Annotated in this window: 24 protein-coding genes, 1 other RNA gene and 1 pseudogene; all 26 read right to left on the reverse strand. The window is 44.9% G+C overall.

Annotated features, from left to right (window positions below; genetic code table 11):
- Positions 1-44 precede the first annotated feature (44 nt).
- Positions 45-1,070, reverse strand: a complete 1,026-nt coding sequence (tsaD, locus tag OKIT_RS08845; protein ID WP_007747185.1) for a tRNA (adenosine(37)-N6)-threonylcarbamoyltransferase complex transferase subunit TsaD — start codon at positions 1,068-1,070, stop codon at positions 45-47.
- Entirely contained in the window at positions 1,067-1,582 is a 516-nt protein-coding gene (rimI, locus tag OKIT_RS08850; RefSeq protein WP_007747186.1) for a ribosomal protein S18-alanine N-acetyltransferase, read from the reverse strand. The genes tsaD and rimI overlap by 4 nt, the downstream gene beginning before the upstream one ends.
- The gene (gene tsaB, locus OKIT_RS08855; protein ID WP_007747189.1) at positions 1,566-2,300 is read right to left on the reverse strand and encodes a tRNA (adenosine(37)-N6)-threonylcarbamoyltransferase complex dimerization subunit type 1 TsaB; all 735 of its coding nucleotides are present in this window, start codon (positions 2,298-2,300) and stop codon (positions 1,566-1,568) included. The genes rimI and tsaB overlap by 17 nt, the downstream gene beginning before the upstream one ends.
- On the reverse strand, positions 2,300-3,295 hold the full coding sequence (gene galE / locus OKIT_RS08860) for a UDP-glucose 4-epimerase GalE (protein ID WP_007747195.1): 996 nt from the start codon (positions 3,293-3,295) through the stop codon (positions 2,300-2,302). Before galE ends, tsaB begins: the two co-directional genes overlap by 1 nt.
- Before the next feature lie 52 nt (positions 3,296-3,347).
- Positions 3,348-4,088: an acyl-[acyl-carrier-protein] thioesterase gene (locus OKIT_RS08865; protein ID WP_007747197.1), complete on the reverse strand. Its 741-nt coding sequence runs from the start codon at positions 4,086-4,088 to the stop codon at positions 3,348-3,350.
- Entirely contained in the window at positions 4,088-4,942 is an 855-nt protein-coding gene (gene rsmI, locus OKIT_RS08870) for a 16S rRNA (cytidine(1402)-2'-O)-methyltransferase (RefSeq protein ID WP_007747200.1), read from the reverse strand. Before rsmI ends, OKIT_RS08865 begins: the two co-directional genes overlap by 1 nt.
- Complete coding sequence (locus OKIT_RS08875) at positions 4,914-5,807, reverse strand: DNA polymerase III delta subunit-related protein (RefSeq protein WP_241778166.1); 894 nt, start codon at positions 5,805-5,807, stop codon at positions 4,914-4,916. Before OKIT_RS08875 ends, rsmI begins: the two co-directional genes overlap by 29 nt.
- Positions 5,808-5,815: 8 nt before the next feature.
- The gene (locus OKIT_RS08880; protein ID WP_007747206.1) at positions 5,816-6,142 is read right to left on the reverse strand and encodes a cyclic-di-AMP receptor; all 327 of its coding nucleotides are present in this window, start codon (positions 6,140-6,142) and stop codon (positions 5,816-5,818) included.
- Positions 6,139-6,780, reverse strand: a complete 642-nt coding sequence (gene tmk, locus OKIT_RS08885) for a dTMP kinase (protein ID WP_007747207.1) — start codon at positions 6,778-6,780, stop codon at positions 6,139-6,141. The genes OKIT_RS08880 and tmk overlap by 4 nt, the downstream gene beginning before the upstream one ends.
- A complete protein-coding gene (locus OKIT_RS08890; RefSeq protein ID WP_007747208.1) occupies positions 6,777-7,004 on the reverse strand; it encodes a hypothetical protein in 228 nt (75 codons plus the stop codon). The genes tmk and OKIT_RS08890 overlap by 4 nt, the downstream gene beginning before the upstream one ends.
- Positions 7,001-7,606 (reverse strand): recombination mediator RecR, encoded by a 606-nt coding sequence (gene recR, locus OKIT_RS09730; RefSeq protein ID WP_007747210.1) that lies wholly within the window; start codon positions 7,604-7,606, stop codon positions 7,001-7,003. Before recR ends, OKIT_RS08890 begins: the two co-directional genes overlap by 4 nt.
- Positions 7,607-7,609: 3 nt before the next feature.
- Positions 7,610-9,433 (reverse strand): DNA polymerase III subunit gamma/tau, encoded by a 1,824-nt coding sequence (gene dnaX, locus OKIT_RS08900; protein ID WP_007747212.1) that lies wholly within the window; start codon positions 9,431-9,433, stop codon positions 7,610-7,612.
- 15 nt (positions 9,434-9,448) lie between these two features.
- Positions 9,449-9,547, reverse strand: an RNA gene (gene ffs / locus OKIT_RS09560) — signal recognition particle sRNA small type.
- A 20-nt stretch (positions 9,548-9,567) separates the two neighbouring features.
- The gene (locus OKIT_RS08905) at positions 9,568-11,958 is read right to left on the reverse strand and encodes a Xaa-Pro dipeptidyl-peptidase (protein WP_007747213.1); all 2,391 of its coding nucleotides are present in this window, start codon (positions 11,956-11,958) and stop codon (positions 9,568-9,570) included.
- Positions 11,959-12,035: 77 nt separating this feature from the next.
- Positions 12,036-14,786, reverse strand: coding sequence for a cation-translocating P-type ATPase (locus OKIT_RS08910; RefSeq protein WP_007747214.1), 2,751 nt, complete (start codon positions 14,784-14,786; stop codon positions 12,036-12,038).
- A 134-nt stretch (positions 14,787-14,920) separates the two neighbouring features.
- Positions 14,921-15,388, reverse strand: a complete 468-nt coding sequence (locus tag OKIT_RS08915) for a nucleoside deaminase (protein WP_007747217.1) — start codon at positions 15,386-15,388, stop codon at positions 14,921-14,923.
- Positions 15,363-15,977, reverse strand: coding sequence for a class I SAM-dependent methyltransferase (locus OKIT_RS08920; protein WP_007747218.1), 615 nt, complete (start codon positions 15,975-15,977; stop codon positions 15,363-15,365). The genes OKIT_RS08915 and OKIT_RS08920 overlap by 26 nt, the downstream gene beginning before the upstream one ends.
- 184 nt (positions 15,978-16,161) lie before the next feature.
- Complete coding sequence (gene rplL / locus OKIT_RS08925; protein ID WP_007747220.1) at positions 16,162-16,527, reverse strand: 50S ribosomal protein L7/L12; 366 nt, start codon at positions 16,525-16,527, stop codon at positions 16,162-16,164.
- A 103-nt stretch (positions 16,528-16,630) separates the two neighbouring features.
- Positions 16,631-17,140, reverse strand: coding sequence for a 50S ribosomal protein L10 (gene rplJ / locus OKIT_RS08930; protein ID WP_007747221.1), 510 nt, complete (start codon positions 17,138-17,140; stop codon positions 16,631-16,633).
- Positions 17,141-17,321: 181 nt separating this feature from the next.
- Positions 17,322-18,014, reverse strand: a complete 693-nt coding sequence (gene rplA, locus OKIT_RS08935; RefSeq protein ID WP_007747223.1) for a 50S ribosomal protein L1 — start codon at positions 18,012-18,014, stop codon at positions 17,322-17,324.
- A gap of 170 nt (positions 18,015-18,184) precedes the next feature.
- Positions 18,185-18,604: pseudogene (gene rplK, locus OKIT_RS08940) on the reverse strand (50S ribosomal protein L11); the annotation flags it as partial.
- Positions 18,605-18,722: 118 nt separating this feature from the next.
- Positions 18,723-20,222: a gluconate:H+ symporter gene (locus OKIT_RS08945; protein ID WP_007747227.1), complete on the reverse strand. Its 1,500-nt coding sequence runs from the start codon at positions 20,220-20,222 to the stop codon at positions 18,723-18,725.
- Between the two features lie 41 nt (positions 20,223-20,263).
- Positions 20,264-21,820, reverse strand: a complete 1,557-nt coding sequence (gene gntK, locus OKIT_RS08950; RefSeq protein WP_007747237.1) for a gluconokinase — start codon at positions 21,818-21,820, stop codon at positions 20,264-20,266.
- A 127-nt stretch (positions 21,821-21,947) separates the two neighbouring features.
- Positions 21,948-22,505 (reverse strand): transcription termination/antitermination protein NusG, encoded by a 558-nt coding sequence (nusG, locus tag OKIT_RS08955; RefSeq protein ID WP_007747240.1) that lies wholly within the window; start codon positions 22,503-22,505, stop codon positions 21,948-21,950.
- Positions 22,506-22,578: 73 nt separating this feature from the next.
- On the reverse strand, positions 22,579-22,755 hold the full coding sequence (gene secE / locus OKIT_RS08960; RefSeq protein ID WP_007747249.1) for a preprotein translocase subunit SecE: 177 nt from the start codon (positions 22,753-22,755) through the stop codon (positions 22,579-22,581).
- A 44-nt stretch (positions 22,756-22,799) separates the two neighbouring features.
- Complete coding sequence (locus OKIT_RS08965; RefSeq protein WP_007747251.1) at positions 22,800-23,363, reverse strand: sigma factor; 564 nt, start codon at positions 23,361-23,363, stop codon at positions 22,800-22,802.
- Positions 23,364-23,413: the final 50 nt, after the last annotated feature.

Consider the following 23,413-nt stretch of genomic DNA (forward strand, 5'->3'; position numbering starts at 1 on the left):
TTGTAAACGAACTAGATAAAAAAATCACAAAAAATGTGAAATAATCACATTCTCGAAAAATTCAGAGATGGATCCGTATTCAAATCCAGCCCTGAAAAACGGCCGGCTTTAAAATTCAGATATGCGGCTGCACCAATCATCGCCGCATTATCACCTGCCAGTGAAATCGGCGCCTCTGTCAGTTTCAAATGATAGGTCTGGGCCAGATGCTCAATCGCTGTGCGCAAAGCTAGATTTGCCGCAACACCACCACCTAGAAGAAGCTGCACGGGTTGAAACACTTGAATTGCGGCTTCGGTTTTTTCAATAATCGCTTCCACAACCGCTTTTTGAAAACTCGCCGCAACATCATTTTTATTAATCTGCTCGGAAAGCTGATCAGCATGATGCACATAATTTAAAACAGACGACTTCAAGCCGGAAAAAGAAAAATCAAAGGTGTTTTCCGTGTGTGCGATCGGAAAATGAATGTTGGCTTGCCCCTTTGCTGCCATTTCCTGCATTTCTTTGCCGGCAGGATAATTCAGCCCGAGAATGCGGCCCACTTTATCAAAAGCCTCGCCGGCGGCATCATCTAGAGTTGTGCCGATAATTTGAAAAGAGTTTTCCTTTGCCATCCAAAGCAATTCGGTATGTCCGCCAGAAACCATCACAGCCATGGCTGGATAACTGGTCGGCTGGACAAAATTAGCTGCGCTGATATGCCCTGCTAAGTGATTAACAGCAATAAAGGGCAGGCCGTGAACCATCGCAAACGTTTTACCGGCCATTAAGCCAATCAATAAAGAACCAACCAGCCCAGGGCCGTATGTCGCAGCCACTGCCGATAGTTGTGCAGCCGGATCAGTCACGGATGCCTCCTGCAGGGCTTCTTTTGTCACACGGTTGATCCACTCCAAATGGTGCCTGCTGGCGACCTCCGGAACAATCCCGCCAAAGCGTTGATGACTGGCAATTTGCGTTGCCACAATATTACTGAGAATTTCGTGACCGTTTTTTACAACTGCTGCACTGGTCTCATCCGCCGAAGACTCAAAGGCCAAAATTAAATTATCTTGTTTTGCTGTCAAAACAGCCACTCCATTTCTATTGCATCTTCGTGATCATCATTATAGTAACCAATCAATTCCGATTTTTTCTTAAAACCAATTTTTTCATATAAACGGCGTGCATGTGCGTTAGACCGGCGTACTTCCAGCGTGAGGCGCTGCAAATGATTTAGTTGGGCGATTTTCCCAGCATAGTTCAGCAAGTAACTGCCTAACCCTTTGCTTTGCCATATTGGCAGCACAGCAATATTTGTAATATGCAAGTCCTTGCTGTTGCGGCGATATGTCAATCCAATAAATGCAATCGCCTGTCCCTCGACACTGGCCGAAAGATATAAATTGTGCCGGCCGTAAGCAATCTCAGTCACAAAAGCCAATTGATTCCAGGGAGCTAGTCCAGTATAAACAGCTTCCTCAATAGCAACAAGTTTTTTGCTGTCCTCTAGGTCCGCCTGTCGAATCAACACTTTTTTTCCGGCAATCGAAATCTCATGCTCAGTAAATCCTTCGATTTTTTTAGACTTCAGAAACATATTTGGCGTAGTCTCCATCACCGGCGTCCGGATGTTTTTTCAGCCAAGCCATTTCAGCAGCCGTCTTGCGCAAATAACGCGGCGCAAAACTATCAGCATCAGCCCTTGCGGCTGATAAGCCTTGCTGTGCTAATAATTTGGCATCAATGAGTTTTTCTGATGGCTGTTCGATAAACTTCAATCCTGCTGTTTGGATTTCCGCTTTAAAATCATCACCTGTCCCCTGTTCGAAGACAAAAATACTGTTTTTCGGAGCTTTGGACAAAAAATCTGCAAATGGCCAATGCCCTTCATCATCCAAAGGCTTCCCTGGGCGGCAAATAGCAGCAAAAACATTGTGGTTGCGGGCATTGATCATCGGCAGATAGCTAGTTGTATTGGGATCGGCGGCCGATAAGCGTGCACTAAGGGCAATCATTTCCAGCGTTGATACAGGAACTAATTCAGCAAATGTCTGGCCGGCGATCATTTTGGCCACGGCCGCGCCTATTCGAAGGCCTGTAAAAGATCCTGGCCCGGCCGTCAATGCAATCCTGTCCAATTGGTCAAAGGACCAGCCGGCTTTTGTCATCAATGCCTGAATAGCTGGCAGAATTTTCATTGAATGCGTGCGCGCTTCGTCTTTTGTGTGTTCGTGTGCAAAAAAAAGGCCGGTCGAAGAATCTAACAGGCCAACATTTAAACTTGATCCACTTGTATCAATCGATAAAATCTTCATTATTTTTGATCATCGTAGCCGTTAGGATGCTTTGTCATCCAATTCCAGGCCGTTTTCATTTCGTCTTCCACATTACTGAGTTTAGGATCCCAACCCAGCACTTCCTTGGCCTTTTTAGGACTGGCAACAAGAGCATCCGGATCACCAGCGCGGCGAGGGCCGACTTCGACTTTAAAATCAACACCAGTAATTTTTTTAGCAGCATCGATCAGCTGCTTGTTTGACATCCCCTGCTCAGTACCCAGGTTGAAACGATTAGATTTGTTTTCCCGCTGCAGATAGCCTAAAGCCAGGACGTGGGCATCTGCTAGATCAACAACATGGACATAATCGCGCACGTTGGTGCCGTCAGGCGTATTATAATCATCCCCAAAGATGACCATTTTATCTTTTTTGCCTTGAGCTGTCTTTAAAATATTAGGAATCATGTGGCTTTCGGGATTATGGTCTTCTCCGATCGAACCATCTGGTTTGGCACCGGCAACATTGAAATAACGCAGTGCAACCCCTTTGATACCGTAGGCTTGATCGCACCAACCCATGATTTCTTCCATCTGCAGTTTTGTCAGACCATAAGGGTTAATCGGTTTTTGCGGTTCCTCTTCAGTGATTGGATTATGCTCAGGCACGCCATAAGTAGCAGCAGAGGACGAGAAAACGATCTTTTTAACATCATGGTCACGCATTGCTTCCAGCAAAGAAATCACACCATATGTATTATTGTCAAAGTAAAAAAGTGGTTTTGCCATTGATTCGCCAACTTGTGTCAAAGCGGCGAAGTGTACAACAGCATCGAAATTATTCTCATCAAAAATCTTTTTCATGGCCGCTTTGTCCCGCACATCAGCCTCATAAAAGGGCACTTGCGCAGGCACAGCAGCGCGGTGGCCAGTCCAAAGATTGTCAACAACCGTCACCTGATCGCCGTGAGCCAGCAATCTATCGACTGTATGCGATCCAATATAACCAGCACCACCCGTTACTAAAACATTCATGTGAACCTCCTATTATCTTCCAAATCTCTCCTTGACAATATTATCACTTGCATTACCGCCACTCAATTTCTGCAGTTGCATTAATGACAGAATCATCAGAAATTTCGTGAATACTTGTCAAAGGGTTAACAAATTGCGTTTTAGAAGCCACGGTCTGACCCTCTAAAATCTCCTTCGTGTATTTAACAATAATGCGCTTGGCCTCGTGATGCAGCAAAAAATCCTCTTTAATCGGCAGCAAAAAATACTTCAGATAATTTGAATTGTTCACATGCTGATTCGTATCGATATCAAAGTAAGTGCTCTTGACCTCTTCAACGGCAATAGCACTGCCGGTAAAAGTGCGATCCAGCAAATTCGGGCTCGGCAGTTTTTCCAGATGCTCGACACTCTGCCCATTCAGCGGATCGACAAATTCATTTAGCAGCGAAACAAGACGCCGGCGTTTTAAATTAATCATGGCCCACAAGGAATCAATATGAATTAAAAGATTGCCATCGGCATCATAAAAATCAAAAACACGCAGTGCAAAGAATTGATTGCGTTTTTTCGGATCAGTCGTCAAACGAATTTTTTCGCCAGAATCCGGCCGGCGGTTAATTTGAATATCATACTGCAGCAAGACCCAACCGCGGTCAATTGCATGCAGCTCTTTCATACCAATCCCCATTTCAGCCGTCTGTTGGATGCTGCTAGCTATAGCCAATTCAGCAATCATAGGGATGGACAATTTAGCCGTTCGGTCGCAAAAGAAATCTTTAATATATAAATCTTCGGAATAAATTTTAGACATTAGTTCTCCTTATGATAAATATCGTAAACCTGTGCACGATGCAGGCCGCTAGCCTTAGCCAAAGCTTTGATTGCGTCGATGGCCTTTTCACCATGGTCAATACGCCGCTGGACAGCTTCTTTGATACTAGCCTCAGATAACGTATTTTCCTGAGGGACGGGGTGCAGTAAGATCACAAATTCCCCGCGCGGCTCATTTTCTGCCACAAAATCCAAGGCCTGAGCAAGGCTGCCGCGAAAATAAGATTCGAATTTCTTGGTAAGTTCGCGGGCCAGAACAACTTGTGCCTGCTCGGAAAATTGTTCCTGCATCGCCGATAATGTCTTTTGAATACGATAAGGCGATTCGTAGAAAATCAATGTCGCATCCACATTCTGCCAAGCTGATAATAATTGCTGCTGTTCACTGCTCTTTTTGGGCAAAAAACCAATAAAGGCAAAACGTTCAGCCGGCAAACCGCTGGCAATTAAAGCTGTCATACCTGCAGTTGGGCCAGGCAGGCTGATCACGTCAATGCCGGCCTTAATTGCTGCTAGAACCAATTCGTGGCCAGGATCCGAAATAGACGGCATGCCGGCATCGGAAATTTGTGCAATAGTCGTACCTGCTTTTAATTTTTCAATCAGTTCCGGTACCCGTTGAGCATAATTATGTTCATGGAGGCTGATGAGAGGCTTTTTAATCTGAAAATGCTGCAGCAAAATCCCGGAATGCCGTGTATCTTCAGCCGCGATCAAATCGACTTCTTTTAAAACAGATAATGCCCTGAGCGTAATATCTGCCAAATTGCCGATTGGCGTCGGGACAAGATAAAGTTTGCCATATTTACTTGTCTGAAAACTTTTTTGTTCCATCACTTATCCTTAATGCTTCAAGTACAAAAGTCTCTAAAATCACCTGCCAGGCAACATTGAATCGCTGCCGGGACGAGATGTCCAGCCAGCAAGCCAATATATCAGCGGTTTTCGTATCCTTTTGCTGCTTTAAAACATGGCTGAGACCGTAACTGACCCCAGCAGCAAACAAACGCTGATGATCAATCGTGTCGGCAAAGGCGATTAAATCCGTTTGAACAAAAGCAAAAGCCCGGTAATCACCCGTCAGTATCATTGACAACCATTTATCGATCGCATTTTTAAGGTTAATCGCAAAGCCAGCCAATAAAAAGGTCTGTGCTTCTTCTAAAGAAGTGCTGACAGCGCTGACAAAAGCGGCATCTTCTTGCGATAACCCATCGGCCACGAGCCGTGATTGCACTTCTCGACCGAAAGTTTTCGGCATCTGGATCAGCTGTACACGCGATAAAATAGTCGGCAGAATCTGATTAAAAACAGCTGCCTGAAAAAAGAAATATTGATTGTCAAAAGGCTCTTCAATCAATTTTAAAATTGAATTTGCAGCGGCATCGGTCATTTGATCCGCGTGATCAATCACTGCAATTCGAGCTTGTGATGATTTTTCGGAGAAGAAAATCTGCAACTCGCGCATCTGATCGACCGAAAGCGTTTTTTTGCCCGTCAAAAGATCTACCTGCATCAATTGGCCATTCTCAAAAACGTTCTCTGAGGAGTTTTCGTGGAGGATCCGAGCAGCAAGGGCTGCGATGAAATTATGTATTTGGTCTTGGCTTTGACCAAGAAAAAGGTAAGCATGCGAGAGCTTACCGGCATCGATTAATTGAAGAAAATGATCTTGCAACGAATTCACTTTTAAGGTCATGGCCGACATTAAAAGTGTTGAAAATCCTCGACGGCTTGTACGATAATAGTCGCACCGCCAATCTCTACCTCAATAGGCTCGCCGATTGTGTCCAAACTCATATCCAAGCCAACTGGTGGTGTGACAAACTGTTTTCGCGTCTTGGAATGTTCTTTGATCACATCAATTGTCTTATTGACATCTTCGTCACTGACAGCAATCAAAAAAGTCGAGTTGCCAGACCGCAAAAATCCCCCGGCTGAGGCCAAACGCGTTGCTCGAATATTATTTTCCACTAAGGCATTGGCAACTGAAGAAGCGTCTTTGTCCTGTACAATTGCAGTAATAAGTTTCATATTTTACCTTTCAAACTTTCTTGAATTAATTGTAAAGCATTATCCGCAATTTTTTCAGCCCTTTCACAAGCATCGATGACTTTTATACGCCCAGGATCAGCTTGTGCGAGCTGCAGATAAGTCTGACGGACTTTTTGATGAAAAGCCAAGGGATCCTGGTCCATACGATCAACATCATTTTTGCGGTGTTTCATAATTCTTGCGAGGCCGACTTCGCTAGGCAAGTCGAGCAACAGTGTCAAGTCCGGCTGCAGTCCGGCAGTAGCGAAGAGGTTGATTTGGCGAACTTCTTGAACCCCTAAGCCGCGGCCGCCGCCCTGATAAGCAATCGATGAATCGAGAAAACGATCCGAAAGAATAATTTTGCCGGCTGCTAAGGCAGGCCGAATCTTCTCAGTAACGTGCTGGGCTCTGGCAGCGGCAAACAGCAAAGCCTCGGTACGGGCATCCATTTCCGAGTAATCATTATTTAAAATGATTTTTCTGATTGCCTCAGAGATACGCACACCGCCCGGTTCGCGCGTTTGAAAAAACCGGTCGCCCAGCAAGGCATACAGTTTAGGCGTTAAGCGGTCAATTAAGCTGGACTTGCCAGCGCCATCAGGCCCCTCGATTGAAATAAAATAGCCACGACTCATTTACGGACTCCAATATCTTTTAGGCGAATCTGGCGCATCAAATAGGCTTGTTTGTCTTTGGCCAGCATCGTTTTAGCATGAATAATACGCTGATTGACATGCCCGGATTGCAAATTTCTTTCTGTCTGAAGAGCAGCGTCGTAAGCATCCTGGAGACGCCCGACAGCAGCAATCAGATTTTCGTGGAAAAATTCGCTATAAGAAATTTTTTTACCCCAGATCATATTTCTGTCCTCCCATTAACAGCTTGCGTCAATGTCAGCTGGTCTGCGTAGTTAACATTGGTTCCCATTGATAATCCTAACGCCAGACGCGTTACTTTGATCCCAGCCGGCTTGATAAGACGACCCAGGTACAAAGTCGTCGCCTCTCCTTCTGTGGATGCGTTCAATCCGATAATCACCTCTTTGACCTCTGGGTGATCGGACAGGCGGGTGATCAAACTGCTCACATTAATGTCCTCTGGTCCGCGCCCTGCCATTGGCGACAAAACGCCGTTCAGTACGTGATAAAGACCGTGATAATCGTGTGTGCTTTCAATAGCCATCTCATCTTGGCTGTCTTCAACAACAAAAATTTTACTTTGATCGCGAGAAGGGTCGCTGCAAATCACACAAGGATTATCACTTTTTGACGTGATAAAGCCGCATACTTGACAAAAAGTCAGATCTGATTTGCTGGCTTTTAAACTTTCTGAAAAATTGCTCACATCTTCTTCTGACATGCCTAAGGTATAAAAAGCCAGCCGAGTGGCTGTCTTTCTGCCGATACCCGGCAACTTGCTATATGATTCAATCAATTTTGCAATCGCATCAGGATACTGCATAAATTATTTCTCACCCTTCACTTTGACAATATTTCCAAATAACTTTTCTGCCTTTTCAACCACATCGGCATTGTCACCAGCTTCTTCAGGCACAGCTTCATTAGATTTTTCAGGAATATCCGGTTGCAGTTGTGGGCTTTGGCTTAAAGCGGCTTGGCTATCTGCTTCGTTTTTTTTTAACTCAGGTACCGGCATCGGCGGATCAATATCAGCACCATGCAGTTTGGCAATATAATTCTTTTTTAAAGTCATCCAAGCGGTATCGCTGATAAAAACGAGCTGGTAATCGACTCCTAATAAATCTGATAGGCTTTCTGCTAGTTTGCCAACAAAATCAGCTGTCTCAGCTGCCGCATCAGCCAATTCAGGATGGTTAAAGGCAAAAATCAAGGCGGTTCGGCTGGCCGCGACCGGTTCAGCATTTTCGGCCAGCATCAGGACTGCCGGATCAAAATCGGCTTGAATATCAGGCCAAGCGTCTTGAACTGCACGCAGCTCTTCTTTAACAGCTTCGGCCATCACGTGCCAAGCCGCTGCACTATCGGTACTAACCGGCGTTGAACTTGTTAGTACTTTTTTTGTCGGAATCTGTTGTTCGACAGTTCGCGGCTGATCTACAGGCCGCGCGGGCTGACTATCTTTGTCAGCTTCGCTGCTTGAATTGCCATGAGCATTGTCTAATTGTTGGGCCACTGGAGTATTATCTGCTGCTTGTTCACTTGGTTCAGCGGCATCAGCAACCGAGTCAGCTGGAACCTGATCAACGATGGCGGCCTGTTTAGGCTGCAACTCGCTTTGCTGTGAAACAATTTTGACAGCCAAAATCTCTAAGTAGAGTTCCGGCCGGGTTGTTTGTTTCATTTTGGTCAGACTATCAGCAACCAAATCAATGGCTTGTTGAAAAACGGCATTATGATAACCGGCCGAAAATGCCCGAATCTTCTGGCTATCGGTTTCCTTGACCAACTCAGGCGCAATTTTGACCAGCATGAGATTTTTTAATAGAACCAGCAGATCTTCAGCAAAACGAACAGGGTCTTTGCCGTCAAGCAGCAAACGGTGCAGGTCTTCAAAAGCCTGGTCAGTCTGTTTATTGAGCAGGTGACTAAGGAAAGCCAGCTGATCATCGATTCGGCTGCTCCCTGTAATTTCAAAAGCATCTGACAATTCGATTCGGCCGGTCGTCGAAACAGCAACAGCCTGATCAAGAATTGACAAAGCATCCCGCAGCCCGCCGTCAGAAGCGTTTGCAATTACAGTCAACGCCTCAGGATCGTAGGCAATTTTTTGATCCTCCAAGACGTACTGCAAACGGGCAACGATATCTTCAACACTGATACGCCGAAAATCAAAACGCTGTACACGGCTGAGAATCGTTGCTGGTATTTTCTGAGGCTCGGTTGTTGCCAAAATAAATTTAACTTGCGCCGGCGGCTCCTCGATTGTCTTCAAGAGTGCATTAAAAGCGCCGGTCGACAGCATATGTACTTCATCAATGATATAAATCTTAAAAGGATATTCAATCGGTGCGTAATTGGCAGCATCGCGAAGATTACGGATCTCGTCAACACCATTATTGGAAGCCGCGTCGATTTCGATAATATCTGTAAAAGTATCCTGGTCGCTATCAGAAGGAATTCCTTCAATTTCGCGCGCAAAAATCTTGGCCACTGATGTCTTGCCAGTGCCGCGAGGACCGGCAAACAGATAAGCATGCCCGACTTTATTCTCTTTCAGCGCATTTTCTAGCGTCTGTGCGATTACTTTTTGGCCGACCAAATCACTAAAAGTGCGCGGCCGGTATTGTCGATAAAGTGCTTTATACATTAATAAAATTCTAACATTGCAGAAATAAAAACGAGCACAGCGCCTGACTAGTTTAAGGCTGCTACATTCCTGTCCTGACCTGATTCACTAGCGGCGTTTGCCCGCTATTCCATTATACCGGATTTTTACCGGAACTACGAATTCAAGGGCAGAATCACACGACTTTTTTCCAAATCAAGCTGATAGTGCTGAACTGTCCTGGGGTGAAGCGTGTATTGCATATCGCTGCCAAAAATATATAAACGCAGCTTGGTTTGGTCAGTCAGACGATAAATGGTCGGCTGCAAATAGAAAACGGCCTGGACATATTGATCGGGCTTTAGTTGGTTGATTTTCCCAGGCCCTTTCAGATTCTGCAGATTCAGATGACCGTTTGCGATCAAGTGAGCCTTCACTGATTGCTTGAAGAAATCACGCAAAGGGACTTGCCTGTCGCCAAGGCTCAATTGAAAACCACGGTTTAAGATTGCCTTAGTTGTTTGGCTAGCATGTTCTTTAGCATCTAATTCGACTAAAGCTGCTGTGACCAGGCCAACGGTCCGATCTGTCTGAATGCGCAAATCAACCTGCACGCGGCCATTAATCGTTGCCTCGCCAAATGATGGCAGATCAAAAACAGCAGTAGATTTGGCAAAACGCGCATCACCTGCATAAAAATCTTTTTCGTAGCTTGTGTAATCGTGATAGTTTTCCCGATAAATCTGGCCCAGATCATCATCATAGCCAGCTGTCTTGGCACTCGACAATGCAGCCAAAACAGTAGATTGATGGCGTTCACTTTTAGCCCAATCCTGCTGGCTGTGCCAAATTTCCGGATCCAGATTATCTTCTACCATGACATCCGGCAAGCTTTTTTCAACCTGATTATCTTGGCCATAAAGCTCATGGCTGAGCCATAGATTACAGATATCTAGGTAATCCAAAGAACGAATATCATGCGGGCTGATGTGCCGGCCCTGGTGAAGAATCACTTTAGCTGCTGCGTCTCCTGTTCCTTTCAGACTTTTTAGGATATTGAAAACATTGATCGGTTTAACATTCCAATCGTTCAATCCATGAGTATATAAACAATCAATTTTAATGTTGCCTGCGTCTTTTAGATAATTGCGCTTGTCCCAAAAAGCTGTGTAATTACCCGTTGTACGGTCTTCTTCAACCTTCATTTCTGCTAAGCTGTCCTGAAAAATCTGCTTGCTTTTTGCCATTTCAGCAGCATCAAACCAGCGCGAAAATGTGTCTAATGCTAAAACATCAGCGTCTTCGCCCTGAAAACCGCCAGGTGCGACCACCAGACCGTTCTCACGGTAGTAGTCATACCAAGAAGAGATAGCGGATTCGGAGATAATGGTCTTCAGCCCAGCTGGATTGCGTGTCGCACAAGCTGTTGCCAAAGTTCCAAGATAGCTGCGGCCAGTCATGGCTACCGAACCATTAGACCAGTCGGCATGGAGACTATGGCTAGCTGTTTTATCTGTAAAAGCTAGACGGTGTCCACTTAAATACTCGATGGCTGCACAACAAGCAATCGTCTCATCGGGCCCGCCGGAAGAACGCAGGCCGTCTGACCCGCGTGTGCCAGGGCCGGCATAATAAGCCACCGCATAACCGCGGGCCAAAAAAAAATCATTCAATGGAAAAGAGGCAGCGCCACTTTTCAAAGTCTGTTGAAAAGCAGCTGACTGGCTTTGTTGATCAGCGGTCAAGGCTGGTAAAAGCACTTGGTCGTCAGCAATTGGTTGATCAGCAAAATCAAAATTGTCTTTAACTGCTAAGTCACCATCCGGGTTATGAACATCCTCGGCCATATCGTTCGTGCCGTAATAATAGGGACTGGCCGTTAAAATAATCGGTACCTTTAAATCGGGACCGGACTGTTTGGGCCGCGTCAAAACCAACTGAATTAAATCATTTTTGCCGTCATGGTCGCCATCTAATTGGGAATCAACATAAACAGCTTCACTAATCAAATCAGATTTTGGGACAACGGCCAGTGTTTTACCGGCGAAAAACAAAGGCAAAGGCAGATCCTGCGGCCAAGCTTTTCGCAAATAACCGTCATTGACCAGGTTGTCAATCAGGCTTAAACCGTTTGCTGAACGCAAATTCAAAGCATTGAACATAAACTGCACCAAATTAGCTGTATCGACTGTCTCATCAGACAGAATTTTCTGACCGCTCTTTGTTAAAAAGTCTCTGCTGGCTGTCAATTCAAAATCAAGCCCGGCATTAAAATCCAGTATTTGGCAAATAGCCGCATAGAATTGTTCAGCAGGGAGTTCGGTCAGCGTATTTTGCCATAATTGGTCCAGCGGCACAGTATCGACGATCAAGATATTGGCCTGGGCTTCTATCAAGCTCTGTTTTGACTGGCAATTAGGAAACAGATGGTCAAAAAAATGCTTCAGATTGACCGAAAACGACTGTTTGACAAATTGGTCGTCAATCATATGAATCTTTTTAAGCTCCTCGGCCGGATTAAAAGATGAATAATCGCTAAACGCGTTATATCGAAATTGCTCAGTCAAAATAAAATCCCTTCATCGTAGATAATTTATCTTTAAGTATAGTAAAAAACCGCATGAGGCGGTCAATATTATCTCAATCAGCTTGCGTGCCGGTACTTTCTCACCAAAGCCTTGCGAGCTTCTTCTAACAGAACCATTGGAACCGGGATACATGCTAACAGCAGCCATTCATTGCTGTTTAGCGGACCAGTCTGAAACAGGTTCTGTAAGAAAGGCACATACATCAACAACAGCAGCAGCAGGATTTCAAATAAAATCCCAAAATCAATGTGATAATTTGAGAAAACGCCGATTTTAAAGACTGACGTTCGCTGTGTTCTGGCATTCAATGCTGCAGCAATTTGGAAGAAAACGATCCCAGCCAGCGTCATTGTGGTGGCTTTTCGATAATCGCCTCCCGACGATACTAAGGCTTGACCTGGCCAGCCAAAAGTCCAGTTGGCGAAGAAATAAGCAGCCGTTGAGATGATTGAGCCCCAAAGTCCATACCAGGCAAATGCCTTTAGCAAAAGATTTTTCGTCAACAAATGAGCATGCCGATCGCGCGGAGGCTGATCCATCACGCCAGCTTCTATTTTTTCAGCACCCAGTCCCAAGGCTGGCAGCATATCAGTTCCTAAATCAACCGTTAAAATCTGCATAACAGTCAAAGAGAGCGGAATCGTCCCTCCCGAGAGCAAAAACAGCACGGATGGAACAGCTTCCGGCAAATTGGAATTTAAAATATACAACAAAAACTTTTGGATATCTGCGTAAACAACTCGTCCTTCTTCGATGGCAGCCACGATGGACGCAAAATTATCGTCTGTCAGAATCATATCGGCGGCATCCTTGGCCACATCGGTGCCTGTTACACCCATTGCCACACCAATATTGGCTTTTTTTAAGGCCGGTGCATCATTGACACCGTCTCCTGTGGATGCCACGATATGACCCATCGACTGCAGAGCTGTGACAATTTGATATTTTTGTTCCGGGGCTACTCGAGCGAAAATAATCTCGCCCGCCAGTGCATCCTTGAGCTGATCGGTCGTCATTTTGGAAAGTTCTGCGCCTGTCACAACACGAGCTGATTCAGAGACAAGGCCAATCCTTGTTGCGATCGATTTGGCGGTTAATTCAGAATCACCAGTCACCATGATGATTTTGATACCGGCTGCATGTGCCTTGCGGATGGCTTCATATATTTCCGGTCGCGGCGGGTCGGACATAGCGGCCAGGCCAACAAAGATCAGATGCTGCTCGCAATTGCTGACATGATAAGTCTTAGGATCGCTATCGTCTTCAAAACTACGGTAGGCAAAAGCCAGAGAACGTAGGCCATCACCAGCATAACGCCGGTTTGCTGCGAGAATTTCGGTCTTGTCATCATCAGTGATAGCACGCTCAACACCGTGATCCAAAATGCGGTCCGTCACTGCCAACACAAAATCTAAAGCGCCTTTGGTCAAAATAAGGCGTTTGCCATCACTCGCTTGATGAATAGTCGACATGCGCTGGCGTCTGGAATCAAAGGTCAGTTCATGAATTCGCGGCAAAGCTTGTTTCAAATCGGCTAAATCGATACCTGATTTTTGCGCCAGGATAACCAGAGACGCCTCAGTCGGTGTGCCAATGATTTTCGGGCGGTCTTTTAGAGATTTGGCCGGTTGAACCTCGGTATCGTTATCGAGGCTGGCAATCGTGATCAATTGTTTTAGGGCCGGATGCCTGCCTAAATGAATTGGTTTGTTTTTTTCGCGAATCTGGCCGTTTTTCACATAGCCTTCGCCAGTTACCTCATACTCGGATTCTTTAGTCCAAACATGGTTAATCGTCATTTGGTTCTGCGTCAGCGTACCCGTCTTATCGGTGGCAATCACAGTCGTTTCGCCTAAAGTCTCGACAGAATTGAGATTTTTAACCAACGCATTTTTGCGTGCCATACGTTGGACGGCTTGTGCTAAAGACAAGGTCACAGTCGGCAAAAGCCCTTCCGGAATAAATGCGACGATCATGCCTAGAGCAAAAATGAAGGATTTAGCGATTGGATTTTTCACAAAGAAAACAGCGGCAAGAAAAAACAGGATCCCAATTGAGACCGCAATAATTGATAATTGTCGAGTCAGGCGATTGAGTTCCAAATGAAGCGGTGAATCGACTTGTTTAGTTGATTGGGTCAAACGGGCAATCTGGCCAAACTCCGTCTTCATACCGGTCGCTAAAGCAATTGCCAGCCCGCTGCCGCTGGCAACAGTCGTACCAGCATAAACCAGATTACTATATGCAAATTTACCGGCTCCCTTTGCAAAGGCAGAAGATTTGCTGACAAGCAGGGATTCGCCAGTTAAGGCTGATTCATCAACCTCCAGTTCGTCTGATTCAATGATCCGTGCATCAGCAGAAACAGAATTGCCGGCCTGAACCGAAAAAATATCGCCAGGAACCAGCTGTGTGGCATCAATCTGCTGCAGTTTGCCATCCCGATAAACATGTGCATACGTTGGCAGCAGTTTCATCAAAGAATCGGTCGCTTTTTTTGCAGCAAACTCCTGCCAAAAAGAGAAGAGGCCGTTAATCACATTGACAGTCCAGATCGCGACGCCCAGTTCGCTCATGCCGGCAAAGATTGCAATCACGCCAGACACCCAAAGCAAAACAGCCATCATGCTTGAAAATGATTTAAAAAAAGCCTTCAATTGAGACTCGCCGCGAGCTTTGCTGATAATATTCGGACCGGATAATTTTAACTGCGAAGCTGCCTGTGCAGTCGACAACCCTTGGCTGCTTGAAGAAAATTTGCGGTAAAGCTCATCTAATTCAGTCCGGGCTAATTGCTCATCGTCCATATATTTGCCTCGATAACATCCAACACCAGCCTGTTTGCATTAATTATCATTTGACGGCCAAAACAGGCTTGCGCTTTTCTGTGATCATTGTATATCTATCCAAGAGTTAGTTAGATGCGATATTTTTAAAAAAATCAGTTTTCACGAAGTTTTCTAAAAAAATCCTGCATTAAAGAAGCCGCCTCATCAGCCATCAGACCGCCTTGGACACTAACAAAATGATTAGCTCGGCTATCCTCTAAGACATGATATAAAGACGCCACGGCACCAAATTTAGGGTCTTTGGCGCCGTAAAAAAGTTCCGGCAAACGGCTTTGAATAATGGCACCGCAACACATCACACAAGGTTCAATCGTGACAAACAGCTGACAGCCGGTCAACCGCCAATTACCAACCAGCTTATTTGCACGCTCAATCACGAGCTTTTCTGCATGAGCCGTCGCACTGCCTAACTGTTCTTTGCGATTATGATCAGAAACAAGCAGTTGGCCATCCTTAACTAGGACTGCACCGATTGGTACCTCGCCTTCCAAAAAAGCCTGTTTGGCTTCGTTTAAAGCCTGCTGCATGAAATATTCATTGCTTGGTTGATCGTAAGACATAGTATCCCTTATCGCGTTTTAAGATTTCAACATTGCCAAAGGCGGCCATCAAATTTTTTTCAGCTGAAGGTGCACCCTGCTTTTTTTGCAAAACAGCAAAAATCATACCGCCGGAAGGCAAATGTTCCCTAGCCTCTGTCAGCATTTTCGTGACGACTTGTTTGCCGGCACGAATAGGCGGATTGACGACGATGGCTGCAAACTCGCCATTCAGGCCATCATAAATATTTGATTGCAGCACTTCAGCATCCAACTGGTTCCGCTGCAAATTTTCTTTAGACAGCGCCAAAGAACGCAGATTGACATCTGTCATGGTCAACTCGCGCCTTGGATCCAGCGATTTCAGCGCAACACCAACAACGCCGTAACCGCAGCCCAAATCTAAGATAGACCCCGATCGTATTTCCGAATAATGATCGGCTACACAATCCAACAGTACCCGCGTACCGTAATCAATGCGATTTTTCGAAAAAACACCGGCATCTGTTTTGAAAAAAAGGGTCTTGCCTGAGAAATCAAAGGAAATTTCCTGATAATCATGTTGGGAACTAGGTTCAGCTGTAAAATATTGTTCGTTTTTATCTGTCATATTTCAATTTAAAAATCTTTCGGCTGCTTGTTCATAAGGTCTGATGCAACGCCGGCTTGACTGTCCCTATTATATCCTGAAAAGAAAAGTGAATAAATGCAGCCATATCTTTTAGGACAAAATAAAAAACGATCCGAACTCCAAACAGGAAATTTCGAATCGTTTTGAATCAAACTTCAGCTGATTACTTAAGAGTAACAGTTGCGCCAGCAGCTTCCAACTTAGCTTTCAAGTCGTTAGCATCGCTTTCGCTCAATGCTGACTTGATAACTGATGGTGCACCATCAACTAAGTCTTTAGACTCTTTCAAACCAAGGCCAGTAGCATCACGAACAGCCTTGATAACACCAATCTTAGCTTGGCCAGGTTCAGTTAATTCAACGTCAAACGAATCCTTAGCTGCGGCTTCTTCGCCAGCACCTGCACCAGCTGCAACTGGAGCAGCAGCTGAAACACCAAATTCATCTTCGATAGCCTTAACTAAGTCGGCCAAATCGAGGATTGAAGCTTCTTTCAAAGAAGCGATAATTGCATCTTTATCAAATGCCATGTTTTTCCTCCAACGTGCAGATACAAATCTGCGTCTTATTTATTTTCGATCGTTAAAAAAGTTAATACTCTAATAACTATTAATTTGCTGCGTTATCGCCAGCTTAGGCAGTCTCGCCATCAGCTTCACGCTTTTCAGCAACCGCTTTAACCGCATACATAAAGCTGCGGAGTGGTGACTGGAATTCAGCAAGCAATTGCTGAAGCAAAGTCTCTTTGGAAGGCAATGCTGCGTAACGATTAATTGTGTCAAGATCTGCGACTTTACCGCCGATCACACCACCTTTTAATTCCAAAGCATCAGCAGTCTTGCTGAACTTTTTCAAAATACGGGCAGGTGCGACAACGTCTTCTTTAGAAAAGGCAACCGCCGAAGGGCCATTAAAGACATCATTCAACTCTTTATAGCCGGCTTTTTCAGCAGCACGAGTCAAAATTTTGTTCTTGATAACCTTCAGGGAGACACCTTCATCACGAAGCTGAGAACGCAAATCATCAGCCTGTGCGACAGTCAGGCCACGAACGTTGGCAACGACAGCTGAAACTGAATTTGCAAACAGATCAGCGACTTCGTCAACTTTTTGGGCTTTAATCGCAATCGCTTTTTCGCTCATGAGATATCCTTTCCGTAAATAGTTCTATACATAAGAAAACCGCGTACTAGACGCGGCCATGGAAAAATTAGCTTTCCTCGGCAGGAATTACGCTTTGCAGCAACCGACGTCTTAGGTAAAAACGATATTTACTTATATGAGTATATACAAAACGACCTGATTTCTCAAGTCGTTTTACTCGTTATAGTGATGCAACATCAAGGGCAATACCAGGACCCATTGTAGAAGCCAGGTGTGCACTCAGGACGTAAGTGCCTTTAACTGTACTTGGACGAGCCGAGAGAACAGTAGAAGAAACGGTCTTAACGTTCTGTGCCAATTTTTCAGCATCAAATGAAACTTTACCAACTGGTACGGCAACGTTACCATTTTTGTCGGTCCGGTATGTGACTTGGCCGCCCTTGGCATCTTTAACTGCCTTAGCAACGTCCAGCGTCACAGTTCCTTCTTTAGGATTAGGCATCAAGCCTTTTGGTCCTAAAGCACGGCCGACACGGCCGACTTTAGCCATTTGATCCGGTGTTGCAATCGCAACATCGAAGTCAGTCCAGCCAGCCTTGACCTTCTCGACCAATTCGTCTGTGCCAACGAAATCAGCACCGGCATCAGAAGCTTCCTTAGCCTTATCGCCTTCAGCAAAGACAGCAACCTTTTTATCATTGCCAGAACCGTTAGGCAACACAATGGCACCACGCAGCTGCTGATCAGCTTTAGTCGTATCAACATTCAAGTCAAAGACAACTTCAACATTGGAATCGAACTTTGTAAAAGCAATCTCTTTAACGAGTGCTGTGGCATCAGCCAAAGAATATTTCTTGCTTGCGTCAACTTTTTCAACGGCGGCTAAATACTTTTTACTGTGTTTTTTAGTCATTATTCGGCACTCCCTTCTGCAGGCACGTCAGTAGCGTCAGCGTCATCATCATCTTTCTTAGGTACGATACCAGCTTCAGCAGCAGCACCTTCAGCTTCAGCTTCGGCTTCGGCTTCGGCAATTTCAGCACCGGTAGCCAAGCGTGCAGCACCATCATCCAATGACTTGCCATCAATCAAAAAGCCCATAGAACGAGCAGTTCCACTAACAACTTTCACAGCAGCTTCGACACTGGCTGCGTTCAAATCAGGCAGCTTAATCTTTGCAATTTCTTCTATCTGAGCTGAGGTCACATTAGCAACCTTTAACGTATTTGGTTGTCCAGAACCCTTATCAACTTTTGCTGCCTTACGGAGCAAGTCCGATGCAGGAGGTGTCTTCAAAACAAAGGTGAAAGAACGATCGTCATAAACAGAAATGACAACTGGGATGATTGAACCCGCTTGATCCTTAGTCTGAGCGTTGAAGTCCTTAGTGAACTGCCCGATATTTACACCGGCCTGGCCTAGAGCTGGTCCAACAGGTGGTGCTGGGGTTGCTTTGGCGGCTGGAATTTGTAATTTAACAATTTTTACGACATTTTTTGCCACGATAATGTCTCCTCTCGTAATCTAGCGGTGATACGTAGCCGTGACGCCACTCCCGCACATGATTGTCTACAAACATGCAGTTATGACTATACGCTCTTCCACTGATTTTATCAATCATTTAATGGAAAATTGCTGCCAGCAATAAGACCATCAGCAGCCCGACCACTGAAATCAGTGTTTCCAAAACGGTCCAAGTCTTCAATGTCTCTTTGACATCCAAGTCAAAGAACTCTTTAAACATCCAAAAACCCGCATCATTGACATGACTTGCAGCCAAAGAACCGGCACCGATAGCCAGAACCACAAAAGCTGGATTGATCGCTGTCTGCGCAGCCACGATCGGAGCCACGATACCAGCCGATGTCATACCCGCAACTGTCGCTGAGCCCACCGAAACACGGATAATCACAGCTACCAGCCAAGCAAACAGAATTGGCGACATTGATGAATGGGCAAATGCCTGAGCAATCGCCGTCGAAATACCGCCGGAAGTCAAGACGCCCTTAAAAGCTGCGCCGCCGCCAATAACCATTAATAAATTAGCGATTGACTTGATCGCATCAGATAGCGTTGCGTTAACTTCCTTAATAGAACGCTTTTGGTGACGGCCCATTGACCACATGGCAAACAGCAGCGCAATGACCATCGCAATCAGAGGATTACCAAGAAAAGCGACGATTTTCTGAAAATCAGTCGGATGAAGCAGATAACCATTTTGTGCAGCACTAGTCATGGCTTTCCAAGCTGTATCGCCAATCACGCCACCGTATACTTGCTTGCCGCCATTGACAATCATCGTAATAATAGTTGTCACAACCATAAAGATAACAGCCATCAAAGAAGTCAGAATTGAAAGCCCAAAAGAAGGTGTTTCTTCTAATTTAAACTCTTTGACAGTTCCTAAGGCATCCAAATGTTTCGTAATTTTGAAGGCTTTGGGCAAATACTTTTGTGCGACACGTGTAAATAATGGGCCGGCCACAATCATTGCCGGAATAGCAACTAAGATACCGTAGATTAAGACCATCCCCATGTTGGCACCAAGCACATTCGTCACCGCTGTTGGTGCAGGCTGCGGCGGCAAGAATCCTTGAGCAGCCGACAACGCTGTCGCCATTGGAATGCCTAAATAAAGCAAAGGCACGCCAGCTTCCAAAGCAATTGTAAAGACAATCGGAATCAAAACAACCAAGCCGACTTCAAATAGCAGAGAAATACCAATAATGAAGGAGGCAAAGGCAACCGCCCACTGCAGGCGTTTTCTGCCAAACATGGCAATCAGTGTTTTGGCAATTCGATAAGAACCACCTGAATCAGATACCAAACGGCCGATCATCGATCCAAAGCCGAAGACGACAACCAGTTCTCCTAATGTGCCGCCAATACCATTTTTAATCGCATCGGCAATACCAGCTGGATTCATGCCTAAAGCGAATGCAACAACAATCGAGACAACAATCAAAGTGACAAATGTGTTGATTTTAAACTTCAAAATCAAAGTTAACAATAAAATAATGCCCAAAACCAAGATTAAAAATGGCCAAACATTCAACCCGCCCATCTGCCAATCATAAAAGCCGGTTTTCGGGTCAACTGTAATAGCTGCTAGTGATAACATAAACTTCCTCCGTCAAATCCTTTTTATGCTCAAATACTTTTTTATTCTTCAGTCATCTTAATGTGAACATGCTCACGCTGAAAATTAGCGATGTTCTCATATTCAGTCTGCAATTGCCGGCTCAAACGGATAAAGATCGGCGTCAATTCACGATAGACCTGATAATTATCCGGATTCGGCTCATAGGTTTTTGCTTCGCCAACCATGCCGGCGATGTTTTCAATCTTATCAGTCAGGCCTAAAGCTTTCTGGCCAATAACCGTGGCAGCCAAAGCGCCGGATTCAAAGGCTTGCGGTACCGTGACAGACTGTTCGAAAATATCTGCCAGCATCTGACGCCACAAAGCTGAACGGGCAAAGCCGCCAGTCGCCTGAACCGATTTCAAATCGCCGACGACTTCTTCTAGCGCCAAAGCTACCATATAAATATTGAAAATAATCCCTTCCAGAACGGCACGCACCATATGTGCACGCGTGTGGTAATGTGTCAGGCCGAAGAAAGAACCTCTCGCGTTAGCATCCCAAATCGGTGCACGTTCACCACTCAAATAAGGATGAAAGAGCAGACCGTCAGCACCAGCCGGCACTTTAGAAGCAATCTTTGTCAGCAAGTCATAAGAGTCGATGCCCAGTAAGGCAGCTGCTGATTTTTCGGCATCAAACAAATTATCTCTGGCCCAGCGGAAAACATCCCCGCCATTGTTGACAGGCCCGCCGACAACCCAATGATCACGATCCAAAGCATAAGTAAATGTCCGCCCTTTTGGATCAATTTTTGGCTTATCTGTCACAACACGAATCGCACCGGAAGTCCCAATGGTCACGGCTGCCACACCTGGTTGAATCGCATTAACACCCAAATTAGACAAAGGCCCATCACCAGCACCATATATAAAGGGCGTCTGCACCGGAATACCGATCACTTTTGCATATTCAGAAACCATACCGCGTTCAATTTCGTAGGGTTCAACTGGTTTTGGCAATTGGTCAATTGACAAGCCGGTTAATGCCAAGGCCTGCTGATCCCACTGCAGTTTGAAAATGTTAAACAATCCAGTACCTGACGCGATGGAAATATCCATCTTATTCGCGTTGAATAAACGGTGAAAAATATATTCCTTAATACCTAAGTAATGGGCAGCTTTTTTATAAATATCCGGCCGTTCGTTTTTCAGCCATAGCAATTTGCTTAAAGGTGCCATGGGATGAATCGGCGTACCGGTCTTGCTGTAAATTTCCTGGCCAGTACCATCTTTTTTCAGCTGTTCGGCATATTTGACAGCTCGGCCATCGGCCCAAGTAATCACACGCGTCAAGGGCTGCCAATCTTTATCAAAAGCAATTAAAGAATGCATCGCAGAGCTAAAGGAAACGCCCAACACTTGATCACCTTGTTTTAATTCGGCCTTGCGCACAACATCGGTCAAAGAATCAATCAAAGCTTCGAAAATCTCCACTGGATCTTCTTCAGCCATATCAGGCTCGTCTCTGTAAAGGGGATACCCATTATTAGCAGAGGCGATCACATGCCCTTTGAGATCAAAAAGGACTGATTTTGTACTAGTTGTTCCAAGGTCCACACCAATCATGTAGTCCATATCTATCCTCCAATGTAAGAAGCTGCCCGAATTATGCTCAATAAAAAAAGCCGAAAAATGAGTTGCGAAACCATTTCTCAGCTTGGAAATCTATTTCAGGCAAACGGTTACCTGATAAATTATACACTCAATAAATCTTATCGATATCGTTGAAAGGAACTTCAGTTTCAGTTTCTCGGCCAAACATGTCAACCAATACTTTGACCTCTTGTTTTTCGCGGTCAATCGCTGTTACTTTGCCTTCCATACCATTCATGGCACCACCAACAATTGAAACCGTCTCGCCGACTTCAACATTCAGATCATCAACTTTGCGTTCGATCAGGCCCATGCGGTGCATGATCCGGTCAATCTCATCTTTCGTTACAGGGTTTGGCTTTGATCCTTGTCCATGAGAACCCAAGAATCCAGTCACACCAGGCGTGTTACGGACAACATACCAAGATTGGTCTGTCATCACCATTTCAACCAGCACATAACCAGGGAAATCGTTTTCGACAACCTTTTTCAATTCACCATTAGGCCCAGTCTTAATCGTTTCGTTTTCCGGCACAATGACCTGAAAAATGAAATCAGTCATGCCCATTGATTCACGACGCTGCTCTAAGTTTAGTTTGACACGATTTTCGTAACCAGAATAGGTATGAACCACGTACCAATCCTTTTGTAATTCTTGTTCAACCATTATTGCCTCTTTTTAATCAAAATAAAAAACCTCGGTCGCCCTTGGTCTCTTTAATAACAATTTTAACTGATTTTTATCGATTCATCAACAAGCGAACGCCAAGTCCGACTAAATAATCAACAATTCCAAGAAAGCCGGCAAAAAAAATCGCACTGAAGATCACATAGCTCGTGTCCCGACTGGTCTCACTGCCATTCAGCCAAGTCACTTTTTTCATTTCTGCAATTGTACCTTTAATATAGCGAATCATAGTTAAGTTCATTTTAACAGATTTTTTCCATCTGCTTATGTCCATTATTCGCCTAAACCATAAAAATGTGCGTAAATATCTCTGGTCACACGCTTTTTCCGATAATCCAGCGAGTGCGCTTTGACCTGCTTTTGAACAATTTGCGCCTGTTTTAAATCACCAAACAGTTCTTTAATGGCAAGCGATTCTTTGTCGCCAGCCCGAAAATCAGTTTGGCTGATCGCATCCTCAAAATCCATTTTTGTCTGCGCCTGATTCCACCCGTGATCTACCGGATCATATCCGTTAAAGGCCAGTTCTTCTAAGGACACATTCTGGCGACGGTTCTGTTCCTTTTTAGAATAACTTTTACGCAGCAGATCCATAGCTTTATGCTGCAGTGCAGCGTAATAATAGGTGGTAAATTTGCAGTTCCCATTTGTATGGTAACGACGCACTGCGTGCATGAGAACCGTCAAACACTCACTTTCCCAATCATCCAGCTCCAAAACATTGCTTAAATAATGATAATAAATTTTTCTGACTAACCCCTTAGTGACCAAAATAATGTGTTCATAACCCGTCTCATCCCCTTGACTAATTTTATTCAGTGCCTTTTCTATCCGCATCAACTTAACCTCTTCCAAAATTTAAAGTCAGCTTAGCTTACACGATCGAT

Source organism: Oenococcus kitaharae DSM 17330 (assembly GCF_000241055.1).
GTDB classification, from domain to species: domain Bacteria; phylum Bacillota; class Bacilli; order Lactobacillales; family Lactobacillaceae; genus Oenococcus; species Oenococcus kitaharae.